Source organism: Arcobacter vandammei (assembly GCF_016106035.1).
Classification (GTDB): Bacteria; Campylobacterota; Campylobacteria; order Campylobacterales; family Arcobacteraceae; genus Aliarcobacter; species Aliarcobacter vandammei.
In genome coordinates this window covers 1-25,841 of the sequence record NZ_JADKPZ010000008.1, presented here as the reverse complement: position 1 = coordinate 25,841, position 25,841 = coordinate 1, and the positions used below count along the sequence as shown (strand labels likewise).

25 protein-coding genes and 1 pseudogene are annotated in these 25,841 nt (G+C 28.4%); 14 read left to right on the top strand and 12 right to left on the bottom strand.

Features of this window, described 5'->3' with window-relative positions; all coding sequences use genetic code 11:
• Positions 1–471: 471 nt before the first annotated feature.
• Positions 472–1,137: a hypothetical protein gene (locus IQC44_RS05605; protein ID WP_198305365.1), complete on the bottom strand. Its 666-nt coding sequence runs from the start codon at positions 1,135–1,137 to the stop codon at positions 472–474.
• A 23-nt stretch (positions 1,138–1,160) separates the two neighbouring features.
• The gene (locus tag IQC44_RS05600) at positions 1,161–3,776 is read right to left on the bottom strand and encodes a valine--tRNA ligase (protein ID WP_198305364.1); all 2,616 of its coding nucleotides are present in this window, start codon (positions 3,774–3,776) and stop codon (positions 1,161–1,163) included.
• Positions 3,777–3,907: 131 nt separating this feature from the next.
• Here IQC44_RS05600 and IQC44_RS05595 point away from each other — a divergent pair, with 131 nt between their 5' ends.
• Positions 3,908–4,573, top strand: a complete 666-nt coding sequence (locus IQC44_RS05595; protein ID WP_198305363.1) for a rhodanese-like domain-containing protein — start codon at positions 3,908–3,910, stop codon at positions 4,571–4,573.
• A gap of 41 nt (positions 4,574–4,614) precedes the next feature.
• Here the strand turns inward: IQC44_RS05595 and IQC44_RS05590 are convergent, their stop codons facing one another.
• On the bottom strand, positions 4,615–5,625 hold the full coding sequence (locus tag IQC44_RS05590; protein ID WP_198305362.1) for an HD-GYP domain-containing protein: 1,011 nt from the start codon (positions 5,623–5,625) through the stop codon (positions 4,615–4,617).
• Positions 5,626–5,709: 84 nt separating this feature from the next.
• Between IQC44_RS05590 and IQC44_RS05585 the strand changes: the two genes are divergently transcribed.
• Entirely contained in the window at positions 5,710–6,627 is a 918-nt protein-coding gene (locus IQC44_RS05585) for an MBL fold metallo-hydrolase (RefSeq protein ID WP_198305361.1), read from the top strand.
• Positions 6,628–6,636: 9 nt separating this feature from the next.
• Here the strand turns inward: IQC44_RS05585 and IQC44_RS05580 are convergent, their stop codons facing one another.
• The 4 genes from IQC44_RS05580 to IQC44_RS05565 are packed head-to-tail and all read right to left on the bottom strand — an operon-like array spanning position 6,637 to position 11,635.
• On the bottom strand, positions 6,637–7,392 hold the full coding sequence (locus tag IQC44_RS05580) for an ElyC/SanA/YdcF family protein (RefSeq protein ID WP_198305360.1): 756 nt from the start codon (positions 7,390–7,392) through the stop codon (positions 6,637–6,639).
• Positions 7,393–7,422: 30 nt separating this feature from the next.
• Positions 7,423–9,639, bottom strand: coding sequence for a bifunctional diguanylate cyclase/phosphodiesterase (locus IQC44_RS05575; RefSeq protein WP_198305359.1), 2,217 nt, complete (start codon positions 9,637–9,639; stop codon positions 7,423–7,425).
• Positions 9,640–9,652: 13 nt separating this feature from the next.
• Positions 9,653–10,294: a transglutaminase-like cysteine peptidase gene (locus tag IQC44_RS05570; RefSeq protein WP_198305358.1), complete on the bottom strand. Its 642-nt coding sequence runs from the start codon at positions 10,292–10,294 to the stop codon at positions 9,653–9,655.
• 30 nt (positions 10,295–10,324) lie between these two features.
• On the bottom strand, positions 10,325–11,635 hold the full coding sequence (locus IQC44_RS05565) for an MFS transporter (protein ID WP_198305357.1): 1,311 nt from the start codon (positions 11,633–11,635) through the stop codon (positions 10,325–10,327).
• Between the two features lie 76 nt (positions 11,636–11,711).
• Between IQC44_RS05565 and IQC44_RS05560 the strand changes: the two genes are divergently transcribed.
• Complete coding sequence (locus tag IQC44_RS05560) at positions 11,712–12,311, top strand: non-canonical purine NTP pyrophosphatase (RefSeq protein ID WP_198305356.1); 600 nt, start codon at positions 11,712–11,714, stop codon at positions 12,309–12,311.
• A 9-nt stretch (positions 12,312–12,320) separates the two neighbouring features.
• On the opposite strand, the gene IQC44_RS05555 is transcribed toward IQC44_RS05560, so the two are convergent.
• From IQC44_RS05555 to IQC44_RS05540, 4 genes are read right to left on the bottom strand one after another with little or no spacing between them, the layout of a single operon-like run.
• Positions 12,321–12,641: a hypothetical protein gene (locus tag IQC44_RS05555; RefSeq protein WP_198305355.1), complete on the bottom strand. Its 321-nt coding sequence runs from the start codon at positions 12,639–12,641 to the stop codon at positions 12,321–12,323.
• Positions 12,638–12,979 carry a hypothetical protein gene (locus tag IQC44_RS05550; protein WP_198305354.1) on the bottom strand — a complete coding sequence of 114 codons (342 nt, stop codon included), beginning with the start codon at positions 12,977–12,979 and terminating at the stop codon, positions 12,638–12,640. The genes IQC44_RS05555 and IQC44_RS05550 overlap by 4 nt, the downstream gene beginning before the upstream one ends.
• The gene (locus IQC44_RS05545; RefSeq protein ID WP_198305353.1) at positions 12,969–13,256 is read right to left on the bottom strand and encodes a hypothetical protein; all 288 of its coding nucleotides are present in this window, start codon (positions 13,254–13,256) and stop codon (positions 12,969–12,971) included. Before IQC44_RS05545 ends, IQC44_RS05550 begins: the two co-directional genes overlap by 11 nt.
• Positions 13,243–14,007, bottom strand: a complete 765-nt coding sequence (locus tag IQC44_RS05540) for a pyrroline-5-carboxylate reductase (RefSeq protein WP_198305352.1) — start codon at positions 14,005–14,007, stop codon at positions 13,243–13,245. The genes IQC44_RS05545 and IQC44_RS05540 overlap by 14 nt, the downstream gene beginning before the upstream one ends.
• A 546-nt stretch (positions 14,008–14,553) precedes the next feature.
• Here IQC44_RS05540 and IQC44_RS05535 point away from each other — a divergent pair.
• The 9 genes from IQC44_RS05535 (at position 14,554) to cobA (ending at position 22,326) form a co-directional block, all read left to right on the top strand.
• A complete protein-coding gene (locus tag IQC44_RS05535) occupies positions 14,554–15,207 on the top strand; it encodes an outer membrane protein assembly factor BamD (RefSeq protein ID WP_198305351.1) in 654 nt (217 codons plus the stop codon).
• Between the two features lie 48 nt (positions 15,208–15,255).
• On the top strand, positions 15,256–17,673 hold the full coding sequence (lon, locus tag IQC44_RS05530) for an endopeptidase La (RefSeq protein WP_198305350.1): 2,418 nt from the start codon (positions 15,256–15,258) through the stop codon (positions 17,671–17,673).
• On the top strand, positions 17,673–18,227 hold the full coding sequence (locus IQC44_RS05525) for a rhomboid family intramembrane serine protease (protein WP_198305349.1): 555 nt from the start codon (positions 17,673–17,675) through the stop codon (positions 18,225–18,227). Before lon ends, IQC44_RS05525 begins: the two co-directional genes overlap by 1 nt.
• A gap of 4 nt (positions 18,228–18,231) precedes the next feature.
• Entirely contained in the window at positions 18,232–18,630 is a 399-nt protein-coding gene (locus tag IQC44_RS05520; protein WP_338078986.1) for a low molecular weight protein-tyrosine-phosphatase, read from the top strand.
• Positions 18,631–18,836: 206 nt separating this feature from the next.
• Complete coding sequence (locus IQC44_RS05515; protein ID WP_198305348.1) at positions 18,837–19,166, top strand: hypothetical protein; 330 nt, start codon at positions 18,837–18,839, stop codon at positions 19,164–19,166.
• Positions 19,156–19,860 (top strand): c-type cytochrome, encoded by a 705-nt coding sequence (locus IQC44_RS05510; RefSeq protein WP_228286263.1) that lies wholly within the window; start codon positions 19,156–19,158, stop codon positions 19,858–19,860. Before IQC44_RS05515 ends, IQC44_RS05510 begins: the two co-directional genes overlap by 11 nt.
• Positions 19,850–21,265, top strand: coding sequence for a cbb3-type cytochrome c oxidase subunit I (locus tag IQC44_RS05505; RefSeq protein WP_198305347.1), 1,416 nt, complete (start codon positions 19,850–19,852; stop codon positions 21,263–21,265). Before IQC44_RS05510 ends, IQC44_RS05505 begins: the two co-directional genes overlap by 11 nt.
• A gap of 12 nt (positions 21,266–21,277) precedes the next feature.
• Positions 21,278–21,442, top strand: coding sequence for a hypothetical protein (locus IQC44_RS05500; protein ID WP_198305346.1), 165 nt, complete (start codon positions 21,278–21,280; stop codon positions 21,440–21,442).
• Between the two features lie 143 nt (positions 21,443–21,585).
• On the top strand, positions 21,586–22,326 hold the full coding sequence (gene cobA / locus IQC44_RS05495) for a uroporphyrinogen-III C-methyltransferase (protein WP_198305345.1): 741 nt from the start codon (positions 21,586–21,588) through the stop codon (positions 22,324–22,326).
• Positions 22,327–22,347: 21 nt separating this feature from the next.
• Here cobA and IQC44_RS05490 read toward each other — a convergent pair whose 3' ends face one another.
• Entirely contained in the window at positions 22,348–23,886 is a 1,539-nt protein-coding gene (locus IQC44_RS05490) for a methyl-accepting chemotaxis protein (RefSeq protein WP_198305344.1), read from the bottom strand.
• Positions 23,887–24,026: 140 nt separating this feature from the next.
• On the opposite strand from IQC44_RS05490, the gene IQC44_RS05485 reads away from it, so the two are divergent.
• Positions 24,027–24,410, top strand: coding sequence for a PAS domain-containing protein (locus tag IQC44_RS05485; protein WP_198305343.1), 384 nt, complete (start codon positions 24,027–24,029; stop codon positions 24,408–24,410).
• Between the two features lie 382 nt (positions 24,411–24,792).
• Positions 24,793–25,683: pseudogene (locus IQC44_RS05480) on the top strand (methyl-accepting chemotaxis protein); the annotation flags it as partial.
• Between the last annotated feature and the right edge of the window lie 158 nt (positions 25,684–25,841).

Sequence of the window (25,841 nt, the reverse complement as noted above, 5' to 3'; positions counted from 1 at the left end):
AAAACTTGCAAACTAAAGTTTGCTTCAAACAGTTGAGTTTTCTTTACGGCTTTTATATAAATTTTGCTTAACACTATTTTGAAAATGCAAACTTTTTTCTGTAAGACAATTTTGATTTTGCTAATTTATAAAAATATGGTTGTAATTTTCGGAACTAAGAACTTGTTCTTAGCTAAAAAGTAAATCTTCTCAAATAAATTTTTTACTAAGGATAAATCCTTAGTTCCAAAGAAAGTCAAAATTTTATTGCCGTTAGGCAATACCACTGCTTTAGCAAGGGACACTTTGTTTTTTTAGGATAAAGATTTTTGAGATAAATTTCGTAAAAAAAACTCAACTGTTTGAACGAAGTGAGTTTTGAGTTTTTAGAAATTTATTGAGAAAATCCCTAAAAAAGCAACTCGTGTCCCGATTTTCTTTTGTTACTTTTCTTTGTAAAAAGAAAAGTAAGAATAGTCTGTAAAAATATATTTATATTTTTTCTTTACAATCAAAGAATTCACAAGCCTTACTACCAACATACCAAGTTAATCCTTTATTAGCTGAAAAACCTATAATTACACCTACTCCAAATGGAATAGATTTTTCTAAAGCTTTTCTAGTAAAGATAATTCCTAATTTCTTGAATATTTCTTTTACTGCTTGAAGGGTCGCTCCTTTTAAATATTGATTAACTAAATTAGTAAAAGCTTTTGTACCTATTGACTTTGCACCACTTTTAGTTGCTTCATTTATAGCACCAAGTCCAGCAATTAGAAAGCAAAGTCTTTTTTCTTCTTCAATCAATATATCATAATCATAAACAGTTGCTAATGCCATTGTCATCTCAACTTGAAATTTAATACTCGCAACTGCATCAGCACTAGCTCCTCCTGCAATAGCGACAGCTGTACCAATACCAGGAATAACCCCTGTTAAAGCTGTTGTAGCACCAGTAAAAGCAGAATAATAACTATAGTTTGATATTATTTTTTTGGCAACAAGACTACGAATATCTTTTTCATTTTTTTTTGGATACTCTTTTTTAAAATTTTCCAAAACTTGTAATGTTTCTTTTTTTATATCTTCTGGCTTAGCTAATATTAATTCCACAGCCTTTAAAAAATTTGGTTTTTCAGTTTCAACGATTTGTCCCATAATAATTCCTTTTCTTCTAAATCTTAATCCAAACTTTTAAGTTCAGCCTCAATTTTTTCAAGTCTAGTTTTTACTTCATCAAGAGCTTTTTTGTTCTCTTCTATTACATTTGCAGGTGCATTTGCCACAAATCTTTCATTTGATAACATACCATTTAATTTATCAAACTCTTTTTGTGCTTTCTCTTTTTGTTTTTCAAGCTTATAAATAATTGGTTGTAAATCTATCTCAAGTCGTGGAAGATAAACTTCAAGATTATTTGAAACATCTGTTATAGAGTTCTCAACTTTTGCACTTACAAACTCAATATTTTCAACTTTTGCTAGTTTTTCAATAAATGGTTTTGCTACATCTGTATCTATTTGCTTATCTAGTTTTATATAAGCTTTTTCGATTTTTGAGTTCCCCATATCAATAACAACTTTTGCTCTTCTTATAGATACAATAGCCTCTTCAATAATATCAAACATATTTTCTATATTTTCATTTTCAACTATATCTTTTGGAAAAGATAGAACCATCAAAGAAGATTCAGTTTCTAAAGTTGTACCACTAAGTTTATGATACAGATAATCAGAAATAAACGGCATAAAAGGGCTTACCATTTTAAGTGTCTCTTTAAAAATAGCTCCAAGCTCTTTAATACTCTCTTTTGAAGCTTTACTATACTCAATTCCCCAATCACAAAACTCAGTCCAAACAAATCTATAAAGAGTACTTGCAGCTTCATTAAACTTATATGTTTCAAGAGAGTTTCTTACCTCTTTTACAGCTTTTGCTAAACGGCTTTGCATATAAAGCCCAAGTGGTGTAGAGATTGTTATATCTTTTAAATCATCAAATTTACTCTCATTTAGTTGTAGGAAATTACTTGCATTATAAAGCTTATTTGTGAAGTTTCTAAACTGCTCTAGGTTTTTCTCTCCTAGCTTTATATCTCTTCCTTGAACAGCCAAATATGCTAGTGTAAATCTTATAATATCGGCACTATGAGTTTCAACCATATCAAGAGGATCTATCACATTTCCTTTACTTTTAGACATTTTTGCACCATGTTCATCTCGTACAAGAGCGTGCATATAAATATCTTTAAAAGGCAATTGTCCCATAAAATGCTCACCCATCATCATCATTCTAGCAACCCAGAAAAACATAATATCAAAACCAGTAATAAGCAAAGAGTTTGGATAGAAATCTTTTAAATCATCTTTTGTAAATGTATTTTCCATTTGCCCTGCATTTCCCCAACCAAGTGGTGAAAATGCCCATAAAGCACTACTAAACCAAGTATCAAGTACATCTGGATCTTGATGAAGCTTTGCACTTTTACACTTTGGACACTCTTTTGGCTCATCTTCTTTTGTAGCCCATTGGTGGTTGCACTCATCACAATAAAAAACAGGTATTCTATGCCCCCACCAAAGTTGCCTTGAAATACACCAATCTCTTAGCTCGTCCATCCAAGCTCTATATGAGTTTAGCCAATGTGGTGGGTGGAATTTTGCTTCACCAGCATAAGTTTTTTCTATTGATTTTTTTGCCACTTCTTTGCTTACAAACCACTGTTTAGAAATATATGGCTCAACTATATTTTTACATCTATAACAATGCCCTACTTGATGATTATGCTCTTCGATTTTTACTAAATGCCCTGTTTCTTGAAGTTTTTGCACTATTATTTCTCTGGCTTTTAGTCTTTCTAAACCTTCAAATTCCCCACATTGCTGATTTAAAATACCTTTTTCATCAAAGCACTTTATAAACTCTAAATTGTGTCTTTTCCCCACTTCATAGTCGTTTGTATCGTGTGCTGGAGTTACTTTTACAACTCCTGTTCCAAACTCCATATCAACATGAGAATCTGCAATAATTTTTATTTTTCTATCAATTAAAGGTAAAAGAACCTCTTTCCCAATCAAACTTTGGTATCTAGTATCATCTGGATGAACCATAACTGCACTATCTCCAAAATATGTTTCAGGTCTTGTAGTTGCAACCGTTACAAACCCTGAACCATCAGCAAAATGGTAGTTCATATGATAAAATTTACCATTTACCTCTTCGTGTTCAACTTCAATATCACTTAAAGCTCCATCGTGAGTACACCAATTTACCATATAGTTATTTTGAGTTATCATTCCCTCGTCATATAGCTTTACAAAGGCTTCTTTTACGGCTTCTTTTAAGCCCTCATCCATAGTAAATCTCTCTCTACTCCAAGCAGGACTTACTCCTAGTTTTCGCATTTGATGAACGATTGTACCACCACTAAACTCTTTCCATTTCCAAACTCTTTCTAAAAAAGCTTCTCGTCCTAGCTCCTCTTTTGTTGTACCTTCACTTAAAAGTTGTTTTTCTACAACATTTTGAGTTGCAATTCCTGCATGGTCCGTTCCTGGTTGCCAAAGAGTTTTAAAGCCATCCATTCTTTTGTATCTTGTAATAATATCTTGCAAAGTAAATGTCAAAGCATGTCCTATATGTAAGCTTCCTGTTACATTTGGTGGTGGCATCATAATTGCAAAATTCTTATTTGGCTCTTGAATAGCCTTATTTCCGTCTATTTCAAAATAGCCTCTTTCTTCCCAAATTTTATAAAAACTATCTTCTACTTTTCTTGGTTCATATTTTTCACTCATAAAAATGTCCTAATTGTGTTACTAAAATAGGCTAGATTTTATCCAAATTTTACTTAAGTCCCCAATAACTTGCTCTTTTGGAAACTTTTAGTTAAAATCATTTTTATATATTTTAAAATTAAGGAGAGAAAATGTTTAAGATATTTTTAGGAAGTATGGTTGTTGCAAGTTCTATATTTGCAGCTGATTTACAAACAACAGGTGTTGAAGTAACTTTAGATGACGGTAAAAAAGCAACTATAAAAAGAGAAGCTAAACCAAAAGAGTGTGAGAGTGTGGCTTTTGATCCAAAAGATATTTTTGGAGGAGTAAATCAAGCAGCAGCAACTGTAGATGAAAATTGTAAAAGAAGTTTTGTTACATATTTTGGAAAAATTTCTCCAATTAAAGCAGCAGAAAATATTGAAACTTATGGAGAATTAGAAGTTTTAGAGTTTATTGAAAAAGCAAAATCAGATAAAAATCTACTTTTAGTAGATAGTAGAACTGAAAACTGGTATAACCACCAAACTATTGCAACTGCTGTAAATGTTCCATATATTTATACAAAAAAATCTCAATATCCAGATGAGTTTAAAGAGGCTTTAGATACTTTTGGAGTTGTAGAAAAAGATGGAAAATATGACTTTACAAATGCAAAAACTATATTAATGTTTTGTAATGCAGTTTGGTGTGGACAAAGTCCTGAAGCTATGAAAGAGCTAATTGCTATTGGTTATCCACAAGAAAAAATGAAATGGTATAGAGGTGGAATGCAATCTTGGTTAAGTGTTGGACTATCAACAGTTAAACCATAATATTAATACAAGCTTTTAGCTTGTATTAAATTTTTTCTATATTACTTAGCTTTTAAAACCTTATCAAAAATATCAACTAAACTTTCATCAATTTTTCCAAGACTTGCCTCTTCACTCATAATTTTTATTGCTTCTTCATGAGAATACTCATCTCTATAAGCTCTTTTTTCTCTTAAAGCACTATAAATCAAAAGAGTGCCTAATAATCTATCTTTAAAGCTTAAATCTTTTGCAAATAGTCCTTGAAAATATCCACTTCCATCAACTCTTTCTTGAACTTTTATACAAAGTTTTGCAATATCATCAAACTGCATTATCTGTTTTAAAACTCTATTTGTATGGTATGGATATGATTTTATAATCTCTTTTTCAGTAGCAGTTAAACTCTCTTTTTTCTCTAAAATATCTTTACAAATATATAATTTCCCAATATTTTGTAAGCTTGAAGCAATCTTAAAAATCTCTTTGTCTTTATGCTCAAACTCAAAAAAATCAGCCATTTTTTCTGCATATTCAAGAAGTTTAGAGTTTTTGTTTTCAAAATAGTGAAGCTCTTTTGTCATATCAAAAATATCTTCAAATTTTAAAACTGTTGTAAAATCTTGTAAATTTGAGTAGATGAAAAACACTATCTCATCACTGTTTTCTAAATCTAAAAAGAATTTTAGATTTTTACAAAGCTCTAAATAGGCACTTTTTATGCTATCTTTATATGAACTATTTTTCACAAACTCTATTGATTTTGACCTATTTTCAATGCTGTTTTTTACAAAATCAAACTCTTTTAAAATCTCGTTTGAGAAATTTAAAATATCTAAAATCTCTTTATCTTCTAAACAAGATTTATCTACAAAAACAAATTTTTCTAAAGATTGAAATCCTAAATCAAAACCAAGTGCTAAAGATGTAATATCTGCTAATTTTTTATCTTCAAGCTTTAGCTCTTTTGCAATATTTAAAGATAGATAAGCTCTTTTTTTACTATTTAAAGCTTCACTAAAAGCTAATAAAAAACTGTTTAAATTAAAAATCATCTCTCTTTTTTTATCCATTTTATGCCCTTTATATCGTTGTTACATATTTGAAAGTGATATTACTATATAATAAATTTTTATTATATTAAAGGAGAGATTTATATGTTTAAAAAAATTGCTGTTTCAGTAGCACTTTGTAGTTCGCTTTTTGCATTTGATTATAATTTAGAACCTGTAAAAGTAAATGACTCAACTTGGTGTTTTTTTGGAAAAACTGAAGTTCCATCTAAAGAAAATGGTGGATTTATGGCAAACTCTTGCTATATTGATGCAAAAGACTCGTATGTTTTAATAGATAGTGGAACTAGCTATAATTTCGCTTCACAAGCTTATGAAGCTATGAAAAAAATCAAAGATTTAAAAGTAAGTGATATTATAGTAACTCACGAACACGACGACCACTGGATGGGAAACAGTTTTTATAAAGATAAATTCAACTCAAAAATCTATGCTCCAAAATCTATAAATGAAAACTATGATGAGAGTTCAAAACCTAGAATTTTTGAGATTTTAGATAGTAAAGAGATGGAAAATACAAAGATTATCAAAGCTGATGTAGTTATAAGTGAAGATACAAAAATAAATATTGGGAATAAGACAATTAATATTATTGCTCTTCCACACAAAGCTCACACAAGCGATGATTTAATGGTATTTGTAGATGAAAGTAAAACTATGTTTACAGGCGATATTATAATGAATGAAAGAATCACTTCAAATAGAGATGGTTCAGTTGTAGGAACTCTAAAAGCTATTGATTTAATCAAAACTTATCCTTTTGAAAATTTAGTTGCAGGGCATGGAATTAATACTGGAAAAACTGCACTTGAACATACAGAAAAATATTTCACACTTTTAAAAACTAGAGTGCTTGATGCAATTGAAGATGGGCAAACTGCTTCAACTATTTCAAAAGTTGTAACGATGGATGATTTTAAAGATATTGCTATGTTTGATGAATTAAACAGTAGAAATGTTTTTGATGCTTTTACAGAGTTAGAGTTTTATGATGAAGATTAAAAAGGGGAGTTAAATCTCCCCTTTTATTTTGGAATATAAAATTCCTAAATATTCATGAATTGCTAGTTCAACTTTTTTTATATTGTTTGAATTAAAATAGGAGCTGGGATAACTTGTATGATAGGCTTTATGCTCTGTTGGACTAGGGATTATATTTAAGCCATTCTTTTCAAATATCATTGAAGCTCTTTTCATATGACTAGCACTTGTTACTAAAATTATTTTTTCATTATTTACTATTTTCTTTGTTTCAATAGCTTCATCAAAAGTATCTTTTGGAGTATCAAGAGTTATAATATCATTTTCATTTACACCTAAACTTATAGCTAATAATTTTTGCATTTGTGCATGTGAATTTGGGTCATCAAAACTATAACCTGACACTATTAATTTTGCTTTTTTATTATTCATTTCTAAATTTTTGTAGTGTCTTAATCCTTCTATTAGTCTATTTACTGCTGTTGCTTTTACTTGTGAAGTTATACTTAAATTATCATCACTTTTATGTGCATTTCCTAAAACTAAAATATAGTTTACATTTGGTGTATCTATTAAACTTGGATATATATTTTCAAGAGGAGCTAAAATCATATTTGAAATAGTTTGATTTGATATTAAAATAAACCATAAAATAGCTATAAAAAGTAATATTTTAGCTTTTTTATAAGAGTTTCTTAGTAAAAATACAAAACTTATAATAAGTAAAAAAAGTCCAATAGGAATAGGTAGAATAAATGCAGAGATAATTTTTTTTAAAATAAACATAATATTTTAAATCAAGTCAAAAGACTTGATTTACCTACTTGCAGCAAAAAGATTTAAGTTTTTAATATATTTAAAATCTTCATCTTTTTGTACATTTTCTGCTAAAACTTTAATATTTAAAAGATTTGAAATTTCAGCAATAGACTCTATGAAGCTTTGTTTAGAAAAATCTACACAAACATCATTTGTATATTCTCTAGCTAATCTTAAATAGTCTAAATTTAGCTCTTTTATATCATTTAGTGAAATAAATCTTGTTTCATATCTTTTTATTATAACTTTAGCTCCCAATGATTGCATTTCACTAGCAAAGAATTTGAATTTTTCTATATTTTTTGCAACAGCATAAGCTGTAACAGAGAAAACAAGTTTAGAAACAATATTTTTATTCTCTTTTAGTTTTTGCTCAAGCCAAGCTATAAATGCAGTGTTATTTATAGATTCTAAAGATAAATTTATTGCAATATCATATTTTGTATCATTTACCAAAATATAATTTATTACTTTTTCAATTACCTTTTTATCAAAATCCATAATTTTTTCATATTTTTCAGCAATTGATACAAATGTTCCAATTGGAATATCGTTATTATCTTTGTCTTTTATAGAAGTAAATGCTTCTTGCATAATTATCTCTTCACTATTACATTTTGTAAAGTTTCCAATATATTTAACTGTGAAATTTGAGTTTTCTATTGTATCATTTACAAACTCTCTCCAACTTTCCATATCTTTTACAAGTTCATTCTCTTCGCTTATAAAAATCTCATTTTGTCCAATAATTGTCGCTTTTTCATAGGCTTGATTTGCACTTTGTAAAATTTGTGCTGTTGTGCTAAATGGATTAAAAATTGCAGCTCCTATATGTGCAACATCTTTTTTATCAAATTGAGTTCCTAGTTTTTCAAATTTAGATTTTAAAATATTTGCAAAACTTTTTATATCTTCAGAAGTAAAATCTTTTGCGATTAAAGCAAATTCTGAACCAAAAAATCTATATGCTAAAGTTTTTTTATTTTCATTTAGTGTTGTATTTTGTAAGATTAAAGCAAACTCTTTTATAAAATTATTTACTTCACTTGAAGTATGAGATTTTGCAAAATCTCCTAAGTTATCTATTTTTATTGTTAAAATATAAGCCTTTGCTTTGTCTATAAAAAGCTGTTTCATATCTGTTTCAAAAGTTTGTCTAAGTGGAAGATTTGTTAATTCATCTTTTGATAATTTTTTAGACATATTCTCAATATTTGTGTTTAATCTCTCTATTGTAGCTTCTATTTTGCTTGACATATCATTAAAAGCAGATGATAAATTTGCAATTTCTGTTGTACTTGAAGAAGATTTTATTTTTGCAAACTTACCTTCTGCTATTGCATTTGCAGAGTTTTCCAACTCTTTTAGTGGTTTTAAAAGATATTGAACAAATAGATATAAAATTATAATAGATACAATAAATGCAAGAAAAGAGTATAAAATAGCACTTTTTACTTGACTGTATAGTTTATTATATGCTTCTCCAGGATTTGCACTTACAAATAAAATAGCACTAGTTTTCCAACCATCACTAATTTCTGTATATTGCTCTTTTAAATCAATAGGAATTAAGTTTATAAACCATTGTGGAACTGAGTCAAATTTTATATCTCTATTTACTTGAACTAAAATTTTGTTTAAATTTAAATTTGCATTTGTATTTACAATAATTCCCTCTTGATTTGTAGCTTTGAACTTAATATCCAAAGAGATTGAGCTAGTATTTGTTGATTTTGGAACAAAAGTATAAATATCTTCGCTAGGAGTTATATTTTTATTATCTTCATTTGGAGTTGAACCGTTTAAAGTGATTAACTCTTGCATAAAATCATCACTTTGAGTTAAAGTATCAATAGTTCCAATATTTGGGTCTATTTCTATATCTGAAACTTGCCAAATTGAGTTATTTAAATCTTTTGAAGCTTTTATTAAATCACTCTCTTTTATTGTAAAAAGTGCATCTTCAAGTCTTATTTCTTTGTAAAAACCACTATTTGAAACAGCATTTATAGTTGCTTCTATCTCGGGATTACTTTTATTATTAATCAGAGTTTTTAGATTAAATCCCAAAGTTGTGGCTGTATCTTGTGCCTTTGAAATAGATTCAGTTTCTAAATACTCTTTTGTATTTTTAACACTAATGATGAAATTACCCGCAAATATCATAAAAAATATAAATGATATTATTAGGTAAAGTTGTTTTGATAAAGACATATTTTGCTCCTAATTAAAATCTACTCATTAAATCTTTCCAAGATTTAAGATTATTTTCTCCAGCCCTTGTCTCTCCTACTGTTTGAGATTGCCAAAGACCACTTGCATTAAAACTATAAACTGGTTTTAAATCAGTTCTTTTTGAAGCTACTTGCAAAGTTTTATTGATATTATCTAAAATTACAGGTTCTGCTCCAGCTTTATGATAGTAAGATAGTACCATATGAGCTTGCTCAAAATTACTATTTCTTTTAGAATAACTAACATAGGTAATTCTAAGTTTACTATCAGGAACTCCTAGTTTTATTAGTGAAAAATATTTTGCAATTGCATAATCTTCACAATCTCCACCATTTGTTCCCATAAATTCAATAGGTGTTGCCCAGTAATCTTTTTTCTTCCAATGTGCCATATCTGTTTTATATGGAATTTTATTAAAAAAATCATTTACCATTTGAAGCTGATTTAAAATAGATTGGTTTTTTGCCGCCTCAATCATAGAGTCCCAAGACTCTACTCTTTCTCTAGCAGAAGTTCCATATTTTTGCTCAATTTTTACTAAATCTGAACTACTTATATGGAAGCTTTTTTGAGCATTTGAGTATAGAGATAAAAGAATAAAAAGAGTAATTTGAACTATAAATAATTTTTTCACTCTTTATTCCTTTTTATATTATTTTGCATTTTATTTTAGAAATGATTTTATTTCATCTTCAGTGATATTTTTTTCATCAAACTTAATTGCAACTATATTTTCTGTGTTATTAATATACCATTCATCAATTTTTGAATTATCATTTAAGGCATTTTTATTTAATTTGTATTCATTTAAATCTAAATATATTGTTTTTGTTTTAGATGGATTTGGCATAGTTATAATTAAAATTAACCATAAAACACAAATAACTGCAATAATAATAGCAAATGATGATAAATCAAGAGTATCAAGCATAATTCCACCTAAAACTCCACCAACAAATGTTCCTAAATAACCAAAAGAGTTAAATACTCCTAAAACACTCCCTCTTTGATGAACTTTCGCAAATTTTGAAGTAAGTGATTGCATAATTGGTTCGTGCATATTAAAACCAACAAAGAAAATAACAACACCAATAGAAAATACTAAAGCACTAGAGCTAAATCCAATTATTAAATATGAGATAAGGAAAAAGATAATTCCTAAAGATAAAATTTCTCTAAATTTTCCTTTTTTCTCTGCAATAATAGCTGCAGGTGCCATTGATAAAAGCCCAAAAATCATAGCAGGAAGATATACATACCAAAGCTCACTTTTATCCCAATTGTAAGTTTTTGTAAGAATAATTGGAATTACTAAAAATGCGAATGTCATTAAAGCTTTTTGAAAAAAGTTTGTTATGTGCATTCTATTTATATTTGCATTTCCTAAAACATCTTTTAGATTTAACTTTTCATTGTAAGTATGTGTTATTTGTGGAGGATTTGGAACTTTTTTTACTAAAATATAAATAGAAGCTAAAGCTAAAATCATAGTTATATAAAATAGTGTTGGAACTCCAATAAATCCACCAATTAAAGGACCAGCTATCATAGCAACTGCAAAAGCAAGACCTATAAACATTCCCATCATAGCCATAGCTTTTGGTCTTTCGTGTTCTTTTACAACATCACTAATCATAGCTGTAACAACAGCTCCAATAGCTCCTGCTCCTTGTAAAAGACGACCTAGCATTAAAGTAAAAATATCTGTTGCAACTGCACAAATTAGTGAACCAATAGCAAAAAGAAAAAGACCCATAATAATAGTTCCTTTTCTTCCCAATTTATCACTCATAATACCAAAAGGTGTTTGGAAAATAACTTGAGTTAAAGCATAACCACCAACAACGATTCCAACTAAAGTAGAGTTTGCACCTTCAAGACTTAGTGCATAAACAGATAAAACTGGAAGAACAATAAAAAGCCCAAAAAACCTAAGAGCAATAATAAAGCTCAAAGGCATAACTGATTTAATCATACATAATCCTAAATATATTATAATTTTGGCTTGATTATATTTAAAATTCTATAATAAGCGAATAAAAGGATAAAAATTGAGAATAGTTTTGGCATCAAATAACCAAGGAAAAATAAAAGAGTTTAAAAAGCTTTTACCAAATGATGAGGTTTTGGCTTTTGGAGAAATTTTAGGAAAATTTGAGATAGAGGAAGATAAAGATACATTTAAAGGAAATGCAATAAAAAAAGCACAAACAATTTATGATGAACTTCAAAAAATTGGTTTTGGTGAAGCTTTAGTAATCTCTGATGATAGCGGTATTAGTGTTCCAGCTTTAAATAATGCTCCAGGAGTTTATAGTGCTAGATATGCAGGGCTTAATGCAAGTGATAAAGAGAATAATCTAAAATTAATATCTGAATTAAATAAACTAAATTTAGAGAAAACACCTGCATTTTATACAGCTTGTATAACAATAGTTTATAAAAATGAAGTTTACACTGTTCATGGTTTTATGTATGGAGAGGTTTTAAATAAAGAGTTTGGAGAAAATGGTTTTGGTTATGATCCTCTTTTTATTCCAAAAGGTTTTTCTAAGACTTTGGGAGAGCTTGAATTTGAAGTAAAACAAGAGTTTTCACATAGAAATAATGCTTTAAAACTAGCAAAAAAAGTTTTAGATGTTATTTTATAATCATAAAATTTACTCTATATTTATAATTTTTGTAACTCTTATATCATAATCAAAGGCTTTTACATATAAATTCATATTTTTATTATCCTTTGATTTGATAGCTTTTATCTCAAAAAAATCATCATCTATTTCTAGTGATTCAATATCTTTTAAATCTAAACTTTTTAAATATTCTTCCAAAAAGTTTAGATGATTTTTTGCTTGAATATATAAAAATTGATTTTTTAAATTCTGGCTTTTTATAGCTTTTGTTTGTAAAATTTGAAGTGATACATAACTAAAAGTAGAAAGAAGAATAATTGTAAGAAATAGGGTATAGGCTTTTTTCATAGTGAAAAACTCCAGTTTTGAGATATTTTATTATCATAATTTATAAAAATCTCTATACTTTTTCCATTTTTTGATATTTGAAAATCTTCAACTTTTGTAAGTAAAATTTCATTATCAAAATATAAAATAGTATTTGAAAATGATAATTTATCTATATCTTTTATGTTTTTCTCTATAAAAATTTTAGTACTTCTTAAATCAATTTTTGTTTTTTCATTTGTTTGGATATTTTTATTTTCTATAAAAATCTCTTTTAGATATTTGCTTGAAAAAATTATTATTACACTTGAAATTATTAAACTTAGGATTAATTCAAAGAGAGAAAAACTATTTTTCATATTTAAAAAGTTTTATATTTTCATCTTTGTAAGAGTAGATATTTAGCTCTACTTTTTCAACAATATTACCATTTTTTGTAATTTCAACTTGTTTTGAACTTTTATTGAAATTTGTGTAATTTTTACTATTAAAACTATTTTCCAAACTATTTAAAAGCATATAAATTTTATCTTCATTTAAATTATCTTTTGAAATTTGATGAAATATTGTTACAGAAATTAGTAAAATTGTAATACTAATTACTGTTTCAAATAGAGTAAAACTATTTTTTTGCAAGTTCACAAGCTTTATTATAAGCTTCTTCAATAGCTTTAATCATAGCATTTCTAACTCCATACTCTTCAAGTGCTGCATATCCAGCTGCTGTTGTTCCGCCTGGACTCATAACAGAGTCTTTTATAAATGATGGATGAGAGTGTTTTAAAAGAGCTGAAGTTCCACTAAATAGACCTTGAACCAATTGAGTACTTAAATGTCTATCAAGTCCAGCTTTAACAGCTCCATCAGCTAATGCCTCAGCAACCAAAGATAAAAATGCTGGTCCACTTCCTGCAACCGCTGTTGCAATATCTAGTTGATACTCTGTATGAACCCAAACACATTGACCTGTAGTTGAGAAAATTTTCATAGCTAAATCTTTTGTCTCAATATCGCCTGTTATTGTAGTCATTGACTGTAAAACACTAGCCGCAATATTTGGCATAGCTCTTGTATAAGTTTTTGCTTTTACCTGTTTTTTTAAGAAATCAAGTCTTGTTCCTGCTAAGATAGATATTAAAATATTTGCAGTTCCTGTAAGTCTTACAGCTACACTTTCAAGTGCAAAGGGTTTAACACAAAAAAGTATATTTTTACCACTAATATCCTCTTTATCTTCAAGTTGTTTTATCTCTATTTGAGGGATTTTCTCTTTTATAGCTTTTAGTTTATTTATATCTCTTCCAATCATTTCAACTTCATAGCTTTTTATTAAACCTATGGCTAAAGATTGAGCCATAACACCATTTCCAATAATTGTTAATTTCATAGTTTGCCTTAATTAATTTTTCAAAGATTATAGCAAATCTAAGTTTGATTTAGTACTTATTGTTAAAAGTTAAATAATAAAATTTATATAAGCATTTTAATATATTTTCTTACTTAACAAAACTAAAATCAACTGAATAATAAAGAAATAAATAAATTAGGGATAATTTAAAACACATAGCAAGAGTGCCTAATTCTTGCTATGCAAAGTCAAGTTTACGACTATTTAAACAGCACTTTTTAATCTCTTCTTTAAAGAAAATCAATAAAGTGGAGCAAATAGTGATAAAAATTGTTAAAAAATCCATCACGGACTCCTTGTTTTGGTAGAGTCCCTTTCCGACTCCGTGCAACAAAAAAGCCCCAGTCTAAAAGACCAAGGCTTAATCCTCTACCACAAGGAAACTTAACTTTATCTAAGCATAGGCTTTAGCTTAGGTTATTAAAATTTTAACAGATAAATATTAAATATTTCTTTAATTCCTAATTTAAAAATAAAGTATTTTTTAGATAACATATTGCTTTTATGATATTTAAGGAAGATAAAATGGTAAAACACCTAAAAATAAAAAATATTTTGTTAATACTAAGTGCTACACTTGTATTTAGTGCTTGTTCTTCAAAAAGTGAACAAGAGTACAATAAACCAGCACTTTATTGGTACAATAAAATGATGAAGCAAATCGGAATGAATGATTTAGATGAGGCTGATGATACTTATACATCACTTGAGAGTGAACATAGAAACTCTCCATATATCCCAACAGCTCTTTTAATCTTGGTAAATGCTCATATGGATGAAGAAGAGTATGCTTTAGCAAACTTCTATTTGGATGAGTATATAAAAAGATTTAGCTTGAGTAAAGATATTGATTATGTAAGATATTTGAAAATAAAAGCAAACTTTATGGGATTTAAAAATCAACATAGAAATCAACAACTTTTAGATGATACTATTGTTCAAATAGAGGAGTTTAAGAATAAATATAAAAACTCTCCATATATGCCACTTGTTGATACAATAAATGCAAGAATTTATATGGCAAAAGCCTCAATAGATAAAGAGATAGCAGATTTATACGAAAGAAGAGGGAAAACAGAAGCTTCAAAAATTTATCAACAAAAAGTTGAAGAATCTTGGGTTGAACATAGCGAGATAGAAAAAGTAGATGTACCATTTTATAGGTCTTTATTTGAATAAAATTTATATATTTTAAAAGTATGAATATATTTTAGGAGTTAATAAGATATGCAATTAGAAAATTACGATAATTTTCCACAAACAATACCATTAATCATAGAAGATGAGTTGTTTTTATACCCTTTTATGATTGCACCAATTTTTTTAAGTGATGAACAAAATATAAAAGCAGTTGAAAATGCAATAGAGTTTAATAAGCTTGTAATAGTAGCTGTTTCAAAAAAATCAAATGAAAAAGATAGAGAAAAAGACTCTTTTTATGATATTGGTGTTATTGGAAATATTATGAGAAAAGTATCTTTACCTGATGGTAAAATAAAGGTACTTTTTCAAGGTTTAGCAAAAGGGAAAATTGTAGATTTTAATATTTCTAAGCCTTTAGTGGCAACTGTTGAAAAGATTGAAAATGAGCCTTTTAAAGAGGAGAGTGTTAAATCTTTAATTGAAGTTGTGCTTGAAAGTGTTAAAAAATTATCAAGATTAAATAGCAAATTTCCAATGGATTTAATAAAAACAATTGAAGAAAATGATGATGCTTCAAGAGTTGCTGATTTAATATCATCTGTTTTAAATCTAAAAAAAGATGAAGCTTTCAAACTATTTTCACAAACAAATTTAGAACAAAGACTTTTAGATATTGTTGAGGTTATAAATAAAGAGATTGAATCATATAAAATTCAAAAAGAGATAACTCAAAAAGTAAACTCAAAAATAGAGAAAACTCATAAAGATTACTTCTTAAAAGAGCAGATTAAGGCTATTCAAAAAGAGTTAGGAGCTGATAATCAAAAAGAAGAAGATATAAAATCTTATAAAAAGAGATTAAAAGCTAAAAAATGTTTTATGGGACAAGATGCTTATAAAGAGACAAAAAGACAAATTGAAAAATTAAGCAGAATGAACCCTGATTCTCCTGATGCTTCACTACTTCAAACTTATGTAGAGTTGGTTTTAGATATTCCATTTGGAGAGTATTCAAATGATAAAATTTCAGTTGCAAGTGTTGAAAAACAGTTAAATAAAGACCACTATTCACTCGATAAAGCAAAAGAGAGAATTTCTGAATATTTTGCGGTAAAACAACTTCTTGAACAAAGAAATATTAAAGATTTGAAATCAAAAGGTACTGTTCTATGTTTTGTAGGACCTCCAGGTGTTGGAAAAACATCACTTGCAAACTCTATTTCCCAAGCACTAAAAAGACCACTTATAAGAGTTGCACTGGGTGGAATGGAAGATGTAAATGAGCTAAGAGGTCATAGAAGAACTTATGTAGGAGCAATGCCAGGACGACTTATAAAAGGATTAATTGATGCTAAAAAGATGAATCCTGTTATGGTTTTAGATGAGATTGATAAACTAGGAACTAGTCATAGAGGAGATCCAACTGCTGTTATGCTTGAAGTTTTAGACCCAGAGCAAAATCACGAATTTAGAGATTTATATCTTAATTTCCCAGTTGATTTATCGCAAGTTATTTTTGTATCAACAGCAAATGATATTAGAAATATTCCAGCACCACTTAGAGATAGAATGGAGTTTATTGAGATTAGCTCATATACTCCAAATGAGAAATATCATATTGCAAAAGATTATTTAATTCCTCAAGAGCTTGAAAAACACGGACTTTCTAAAAATGAAGTAAGTATAAATAAAGCAACAATTGAGACAATTATTTCTAAATATACAAGAGAAGCAGGAGTTAGAAATCTAAGAAGAGTTTTCTCAAAACTATTTAGAAAAGTTGTAAAACAGCTTTTAGGAGATGAGAGCTTACAAAAAGTAACAATTTCTCAAAAAGATTTAAAAGCTTATCTTGATAATCCTATTTTTGAAATAGACCCTGCTGATAAAGAGAATTTTGTTGGAATTACAAATGGTTTAGCATGGACTAGTGTTGGTGGAGATATTTTAAAAATTGAAGCAATAAAATTAAAAGGGAAGGGGGACTTAAAAGTAACAGGAAGTTTAGGTGATGTTATGAAAGAGTCTTCAACTATCTCTTACTCTGTTGTAAAACTTTTAATTGATGAAGGTACTTTAAAAATTGATGAAAATTTAATTCCAAGAACATTTAAAGAAAAAGATGAAAATACAAAACTTGATATTAGTGAAATATATAAAAGATATGATATTCATCTTCATGTTCCTGCAGGTGCAACACCAAAAGATGGACCAAGTGCTGGAATAACGATGGCACTTGCAATTGCTTCAATTTTAAGTAATCGAAAAATAAAAGCTGATATTGCAATGACAGGAGAGCTTACTTTAAGTGGAAAAGTTCTTCCAATTGGTGGTTTAAAAGAGAAATTAATTGCAGCATTTAAAGCAAAAATGACAAAAGTTTTAATTCCAAGAAAGAATTTTGAGCGAGATTTAGATGATTTACCACAAGAGGTAAAAGATGCTTTAGAGATAAAAGCAGTTGATAGAATCGAAGAAGTTTTAAAAGAGGCATTAATTTAATGATGAAATTTTCAAAAAGTGATTTTACAGCTACAAATATTATTATTTTTATTACTGTATTAGCCTATATTGTTCAGATAAATATCTCTCAAGGCTCACTTTTTATGGGATTAAATCTATACTTTTTGGTTGGTGGTTTTTATTGGCAACCATTAACTTCAATGTTTTCTCACGGTGGAATTGCACATCTTGGAATGAATATGTTTGTTCTTTGGCAATTTGGAAATCTAATCGAAAAGGCAAGAGGAAGTAAAAGTTTTGTTACTTTATATTTAGTAACAGGAATTATTACTTCTTTATTATCTTTTTTATATATCTTTTATGTTGATATGCATGTAAATTTGGTTGGTGCAAGTGGAGCTATTTGTGCAGTTTTAGGTTATATTGCATATTTTGATAAAGCTCAAAGAAGTGGAATAATAACTTGGATTTTACTAATCTCTGTTGCACCACTTCTAATTGGACTTCCAATAGCTTGGTATGCTCACTTTATAGGTTTATTTGTCGGATTTATTTATGCAATTATTGACAAAGCTATATTTCTAAAAAGATAAAAAGATGAAAAAATCTATTCTTTTTGTATGTTTAGGAAATATTTGTCGCTCTCCTTTAGCTCATGGAATTGCACAAGATTATATAAATAAAAATAAGCTTGATATTGTTGTTGATAGTGCAGGAACTGGCTCTTGGCACATAGGAGAAGCTCCTTGTGAAAAATCAATAAAAGTAGCACTTCTAAATGGAGTTGATATATCAAAACAACGAGCAAGGCAAGTAACAAAAGAAGATTTTAATAAGTTTTATTTGATAGTTGCTCTTGATGATAATAACTTACAAGATTTAAAAAAACTTGGCTGTACAAATTTAGTAAAGCTTGGAGATTTTGGATATGAAGGTTCTTGTATTCCTGATCCATACTACTTTAAAGAGTTTGAAGAATTTAAAAATGTGGCTTAATGAAAAAAATGTATATATTATGATAGAAACTTGTGTTAAAAATCTAATTAAAGATAAAATTTAACTATAATCTTCTTTTTTACTTTTTAAATATCTGCTTAATCAATAATTCTATTAACTTTTCATTGATTTTATTGATATTAATCAATCTTAACTTTTTTCAATCTTATATAATATCAAGAGATAAAAGTATAAAGGAGTCACAAGTGTTGGACGAAGTTATAAGAACTAGACCTGAAATTGCATTAGATGATTTTTTACCTATATTTTTATCATCATCTTTAGTACTTGTATTTGGTGCTTTTTTTGTAGGTATTTATACCTTAGTGAAAATGGGTTATTTAAAAAGATTTTATATGCCTTTTGCATATATTTTTTGGATACTTCAGGCTTACTGTATGTATTTTATGGCTACAAAACTTCAAGTAGGACCATTTGTAGGAAAGGTATTAGTAATTATTATGATTGCATATTTTACTTTACCTCATTTGTATTACTATTTAACAAGTAAAGCAGAAGAAGAGTATGAGAAATAATAAAAAAAGGGGGAAAGTAGCAATGTCTAAAAAAGTGTCTGTATGGACAGATAATCGTTTTTGGCAAAGGTCAGCTGCTTGGGTTACTGGTATGGCAGCAATTCTCTTGATTTGGCTAACATTTGACACAATGAGTCAAATTCAAATGGGAACACAAGCAGATTTAGATAGTGGTATAACAAAAAGAGTTCCATCTCCTACAGTAATTAACCATAAAATATCTTATGAGATGAGTGATAAAAGAGGCCATGAAGTACCAGTAGTTGGTGAAAAAGAGAAGTTTTTTGGTAGAGACGATTATAGTGAAGAAGAGGCTATGGCTCTTCTTAATTTAGGTAAATTAGCTTCTCAAGCAAAAAACTGTATGAATTGCCATACTTTACTTGGAAATGGTGCATATTATGCTCCTGATTTAACTAAAGCTTGGTTAGACCCAAAATGGGATTCATATATGGCTAGAATGGATAAACAAACTAAAGAGGAAGCTATTGCTGAATTTTTACAATATCCATCTGATAATCCATCAAATGCTAGAATGATGCCAAATTTAGGTATTACAGCAGATGAAGCAAAAGCTTTAGTAGCATTTTTGAAACATATGTCATCAATAGATACAAATGGTTTCCCAAGAAACTTTGGAAGAATGACTGAAAACAAAGATGGGAAGATAGAAGGAGGAATCCATGGTAGATAATATAAAATCTCAATCAAAACAGTTAGGAAAAATGTATTTTATAGTTGCAGCTATTTTATTTGGTGCACAAATATTATTTGGATTAATTGCTGGAATTCAGTTTGTATATGATGGATTCTTATTTGAAATTTTAGATTTCAATGTTGCTAGAATGGTACATATTAATGCACTTGTCGTATGGCTTTTATATGCAATGATTGGTTCAGTTTACTATTTACTTCCTGATGAGACAAAAATAGAAACAGTTGGAATTGGTTTAGGAAAACTAGGATTTTATGTATTAACTTTAGCTGTTACAGTTGTAGTTTTAGTTTATATTTTAGTTCAAGTAGGACCAGCAAATGAGACTACTATTTGGTTTATTAATGAAGGAAGAGAGTATATTGAAGCTCCAAGATGGGCTGATATTGGAATAGTTGTTGTTGTATTAATCTTTTTAGCAAATGTTTATTTAACAGCAATTAAAGGTGAAAGAACAGGAATTATTACAGTTTTAATGGCTGACTTACTAGCTCTTGCTGGATTATATTTAGCAGGAATGTTCTATACAAATAATATCTCAATTGACCAATACTGGTGGTGGTGGGTAATTCACCTATGGGTTGAAGCTACTTGGGAAGTTTTTGTTGCAGCTGTTATTGGTTGGGCATTAATTAAAGTTATTGGTGCAAATAGACAAATTGTTGAAATGTGGTTATGGATTGAAGTAGCAATGCTATTTGGTTCAGGAATTTTAGGAATTGGACACCACTATTTCTGGATTGGAACACCTGAGTATTGGTGGGAAATTGGAGCTTTATTCTCTGCACTTGAACCAGTACCTCTAGTTGCTATGTTTGTGCATGTTATGTATGATTGGGGTAAAGAAAAAGGTTTCCAAGAAGGAAAAGGCGAAAAAGCTCAAATGAACAACACTCCAGCATTCCTTTGGTTTTGTGCAAGTGCATTTGGTAACTTCTTAGGTGCTGGTATTTGGGGGTTCTTCCACACTTTACCACAAATGAATATTTATACTCACGGTACGCAATTTACTTCAGCACACGGGCATTTAGCTTTCTTTGGAGCATTTGCAATGGCGATGATTGCAATGTTTTATATGGGAGTTCAAGGAAGTAAAAAAGAGTTAAAAATGACAAAACTTACGAAATATGGTTTTGCATTAATTACTATTGGTGTTGTTGGTATGACTGTAGCTTTAACAATAGCTGGATATGGTCAAGTTATGATAGAAAGAGCACAATTTGGTGCTACTTGGGATGCATATTTTATAGGACAAAGTAGTCCTTGGTATATTCAAGCTATGGGTTGGAGACTTGTTATGGGTCTTGTTACTTTTGTAGGATTTATATGTTTAGTAGCTGATTTACTAACAATAAAAAATGCAAAAATAAATCAAGAAGCATAAAAGGAGGTTATTATGTTTACAGAATTTACAGATATAGTGCCTAGTTTCTTTGGTTGGTTAAATCAAGGACCTATGACTTTGACACTATTTTTACACTCAGCTATAGTTTTACCTATGTTTTTTATCTATAAACAAGAGAAAAAACGATTAGAAGACGAGTCAAAAAAAGATAAATAATTTATAGTGGCTTTTATGCCACTATAAAACTTCTCAATAAAACACTACAAAAAATCAAAAAATATTTTCTTAAGCACTATTTTGATAAAAGACTAAATTAAAAAATATTTATAATATTTATAACTTTTAGTTAAGGAATTTTTTTGAAAAAGGTATATTTAACAGGAGCTGGTCCTGGAGATATTGAACTATTAACACTTAAAGCCGCAAGAGTAATAGCCCAAGCAGATGTAATAATATATGATAAATTAGCAAATCCAGAAATTCTAAAGATGGCAAAAATTGGGTGTTGTTTTATTTTTGTTGGAAAAGAGTTTAAGAAACATTTAATTCCACAAGATGAGATAAATGAGATAATTTATCAAGCTTCTTTGAAATATGAAAATGTTGTGAGATTAAAAGGTGGAGACCCTTTTGTATTTGGAAGAGGTGGAGAAGAGGCACTTTATTTAAAACAAAGAGGGGTAAAGTTTGAGATAATTCCTGGAGTTACTTCAAGTATAAGTGTTCCTGCATATGCAGGAATTCCAGTAACAAATAGAGGTATTACTTGCTCTTTTAGAGTTGTAACAGGTCATGAATCTTCAAATAAAATATATAGTCAAATAAATTGGGAGAGTTTTATTGCTGATGAAACAATAGTTTTTTTGATGGGAATACATAATATGGAGTATATCTCTTCTCAACTAATAAAAATTGGAAAACCTTCTACTACACCTTGTGCAGTTATTTCAAAAGGAACTACAAAAGAACAACTTGTTATTGTTGGGACTTTGCAAGATATTGCCAAAAAAGCAAAAGATATTCCAACTCCAGCAATAATTGTAGTTGGGGAAGTTGTAAATTTAAGAGAAGATTTAAAGTGGTTTGAAGAGTTGCAATAAATTTACAACTCTTTGAATTTTTTATTTTAGATTTTTTAAAGTATCAATTAATTTATTTGATATATTTATTAAATCATTTGAACTACTTTTTGTAATTTCAGCCTCTTTTTGAGTCTCTTTTGCTGAATTTGAAACTTTTTGCATAGTCTGTGAAAGTTCAGTTAAATTTGAATAGCTATTTTTTGCACTATTAGATAGCTCAAAAGAGATATTTTTTTGTTCATTCATAGAAGATGAAATATCTTTTGACATACTATTTATTTTCTCAATCGTATCATCAATACTATGAATTGAATCAAGAGACTCTTTTACCAAAGATTGAATAAATTCAATTACACTATTTATATTTTTTGCAGCTTCATTTGACCTTGTTGCAAGGTTTCTAACTTCACCAGCAACAACAGCAAAACCTTTTCCAGCTTCACCAGCAGTTGCTGCTTCAACGGCTGCATTTAAAGAAAGGATATTTGTTTGAAATGCAATTTGAGAAATAGTATCTATTGTTTGACTAATCTTTGTAGACTCTTCGTGCAATTTAACCATAGCTTTGGCACTCTCTTTAGATTGTTCTTGTGCTTTTATAGCTATCTCTTCACTTTTTTCTGTATTTTTTGATATTGTTGTTATTGATTTTAGCATCTCATCTATTTTGTTGCTTAAATCTAATATTACACCATTTAAATTTTGGCTGTTTTCTGTAACTACACAAGAGTTTTGCATAGTGAAATTTGACTCTTCAAGCATTGTACTTGAAGCACTTGAGAGTTGATTTAGAGATGAATTAAGTTCCTTTATCTCTTTTTCAATATCAAACATTATATTTTTTTTACTTGTAATATCAGTAGCATATTTTACAACTTTAAAAGGGTCTCCTTCAAGATCTAAAATAGGGTTATAACTAGCTTGTATCCAAACTCTTTTGCCATTTTTGCCTATTCTTAAATACTCTCCACTATCAAACTCTCCACTATTTAATTTTTTCCAAAACTCTTTGTAGTCATTTGAATTTTTATAATCTTCTTCGCAAAAAATTGAGTGGTGTTTACCTACTATTTCATCTTTGCTATAACCAATAGTTTTTAAAAAGTTTTCGTTTGCATCTAAAATATTTCCACTCATATCAAATTCAACAACGGCATTTGATTTATTTATAGCTTTTACTTGCCCAATATAATATAGATTTCTCAATCTATTTTTTGTAATATCTTGTGCTAGTTTTATAACTTTTGTAACTTTTCCATTTTCAATAACTGGCATATAAGATGCTCTTAAAAAGATAAAATCTCCATCTTTTTTTACTCTTTGGAATTCTGCTGTTATAGTTTTTCCTGCTCTTAAATTTTCCCAACTATCTTTGTACTCTTTTGTGTTACTAAATCTCTTTTCACAAAACATACTATGATTTTTTGTTACAATTTCACCCAAACTGTAACCCATTGCATCTAAAAATATTTTATTTGCTGTAACAATTGTACCATCAGGCTTAAATTCAATCATTGCATAGTTATTATTTATTACTTCTTTTAAAAGTTTATCATCTTTATTTGAGCCAAAAAACATAGAAACTCCTTTTTTGTAGTATATTATTATAATTTATTTTTCTTTAATAAAGATTATTATTTTAATTAGTTTTCAATCTTGGTAGAAAATTTAAGTAAATAATTGATAGATTATAAGAAAATTTTATTTTGGGGGTTTCATTGGATAAAGAAGTCTATTTAAAACAAGATACAATTATTGTATCTCAAACAAATGAAAAAGGTATTATTACTTTTGCAAATGAGGATTTTTGCAAAATTGCTGGTTTTACACTTGATGAGTTAGTTGGTAATCCACACAATATAGTAAGACATAAAGATATGCCAAAGTGGGCATTTGAAGATTTATGGAATACTATAAAAGCTGGTAAAACTTGGAAAGGTATAGTAAAAAATAGAACAAAAGATGGAGATTTTTACTGGGTAAATGCCACAGCTTTTCCTTCAAAAAATATAGATGGAACTACAAGATATATCTCTGTTAGAGTAAAACCAACAAAAGAAGAGATAGAAAATGCAAAGAAATCATATAAGTTGGGACTATAAAATGTTTTTTAATAAAAATAAGAACCAAGATATTTTAGATACTCTTACAAATATTGAAAAATATTTAAACAATGAAATCAATTATATAGATGTAAAAAATTTAAATAATAGCTCTCAAATAAATCAAAAGTTACAAAGTATTTGTAATATCTTAAATAGAAAAAATGATGAAGAACTTCAGATATTTGGTGAAATTATGTTAATTTCTGAAAAACTTGCAAGTGGAATTGTAGGTGATAGAATTAGTTATACAAATAGCTCAAATTTTAAATTAAACTATATAGCAAAAACTATAAATAGTTTGGCTAGTGATTTGGAAAAAATAATAAGTCTTATAAAAGATACACTTTTGATGTATGGAGAGTATAACTATTTAAATAAATTAGATACTACTTTAGTTAAAAATGATTTTAGAGTTTTATTTGAGGAGATAAATCATTTAAGAGATACTATTACAAGTATGTTAGTTGAGAATAAATTAAATGGTCTAACTTTACAAAATAGCTCAAAAATTCTTTTAAATAATGTTGATAGTTTAAATATATCTTCTTCAAAAGCAGCTTCAAGCCTTGAAGAGACAGCAGCTGCATTGGAAGAGGTTACAACAAATATAAGAAGTAATACAAATAATGTTTCAAAAGTAGTAAAACTATCTTCTGATATAAGTTCTCAAGCTCATAAAGGTGAAGAGTTAGCAACAAGAACTTCAAACTCTATGCAAGAAATAGCAAAAGAGGTTAATTTTGTGAACGATGCAATTTCTGTAATTGACCAAATAGCATTTCAAACAAATATTCTTTCACTAAATGCTGCCGTTGAAGCAGCAACTGCTGGTGAAGCTGGAAAAGGTTTTGCTGTTGTTGCTGGTGAAGTTAGAAATTTAGCAAGTAGAAGTGCCGAGGCTGCAAAAGAGATTAAAAATATAGTTGAAAGTGCTACAAAAAAAGCAAATGATGGAAAAGATATAGCAAGTCATATGATAGAAGGATATAAAGAGCTATACTCTAGTATAAATGAATCTATGGGGCTTATAAATGATGTTCAGAACTCTAGCGAAGAGCAATTAAAAGCAGTTGAACAGATAAATAGTGCTATTTCAATAATAGACCAACAAACACAAGAAAATGCCTCTGTTGCTGCACAATCACACGATGTAGCAGTAACAACAGATACAATTTCAACTCTAATAGTAAAAAATACAAATGCAAAAGAGTTTGAAGGGAAAGATGGTGTTAAGGTTAAAAATATAGGAAATAATACTTTTAAAGCTTGAAAATTTTTTAATAGCTTTATTTTATAGTGAGACTTTAAATTTAAAGTTAGTATAAAATTAACTGTGTAAACCTAAAAATATTAATTTATTAGATAGAATTTAAAAATCTATCTAGTAAATTTTTCATTTAAGGATTTACAAATGAATATATTAAATAA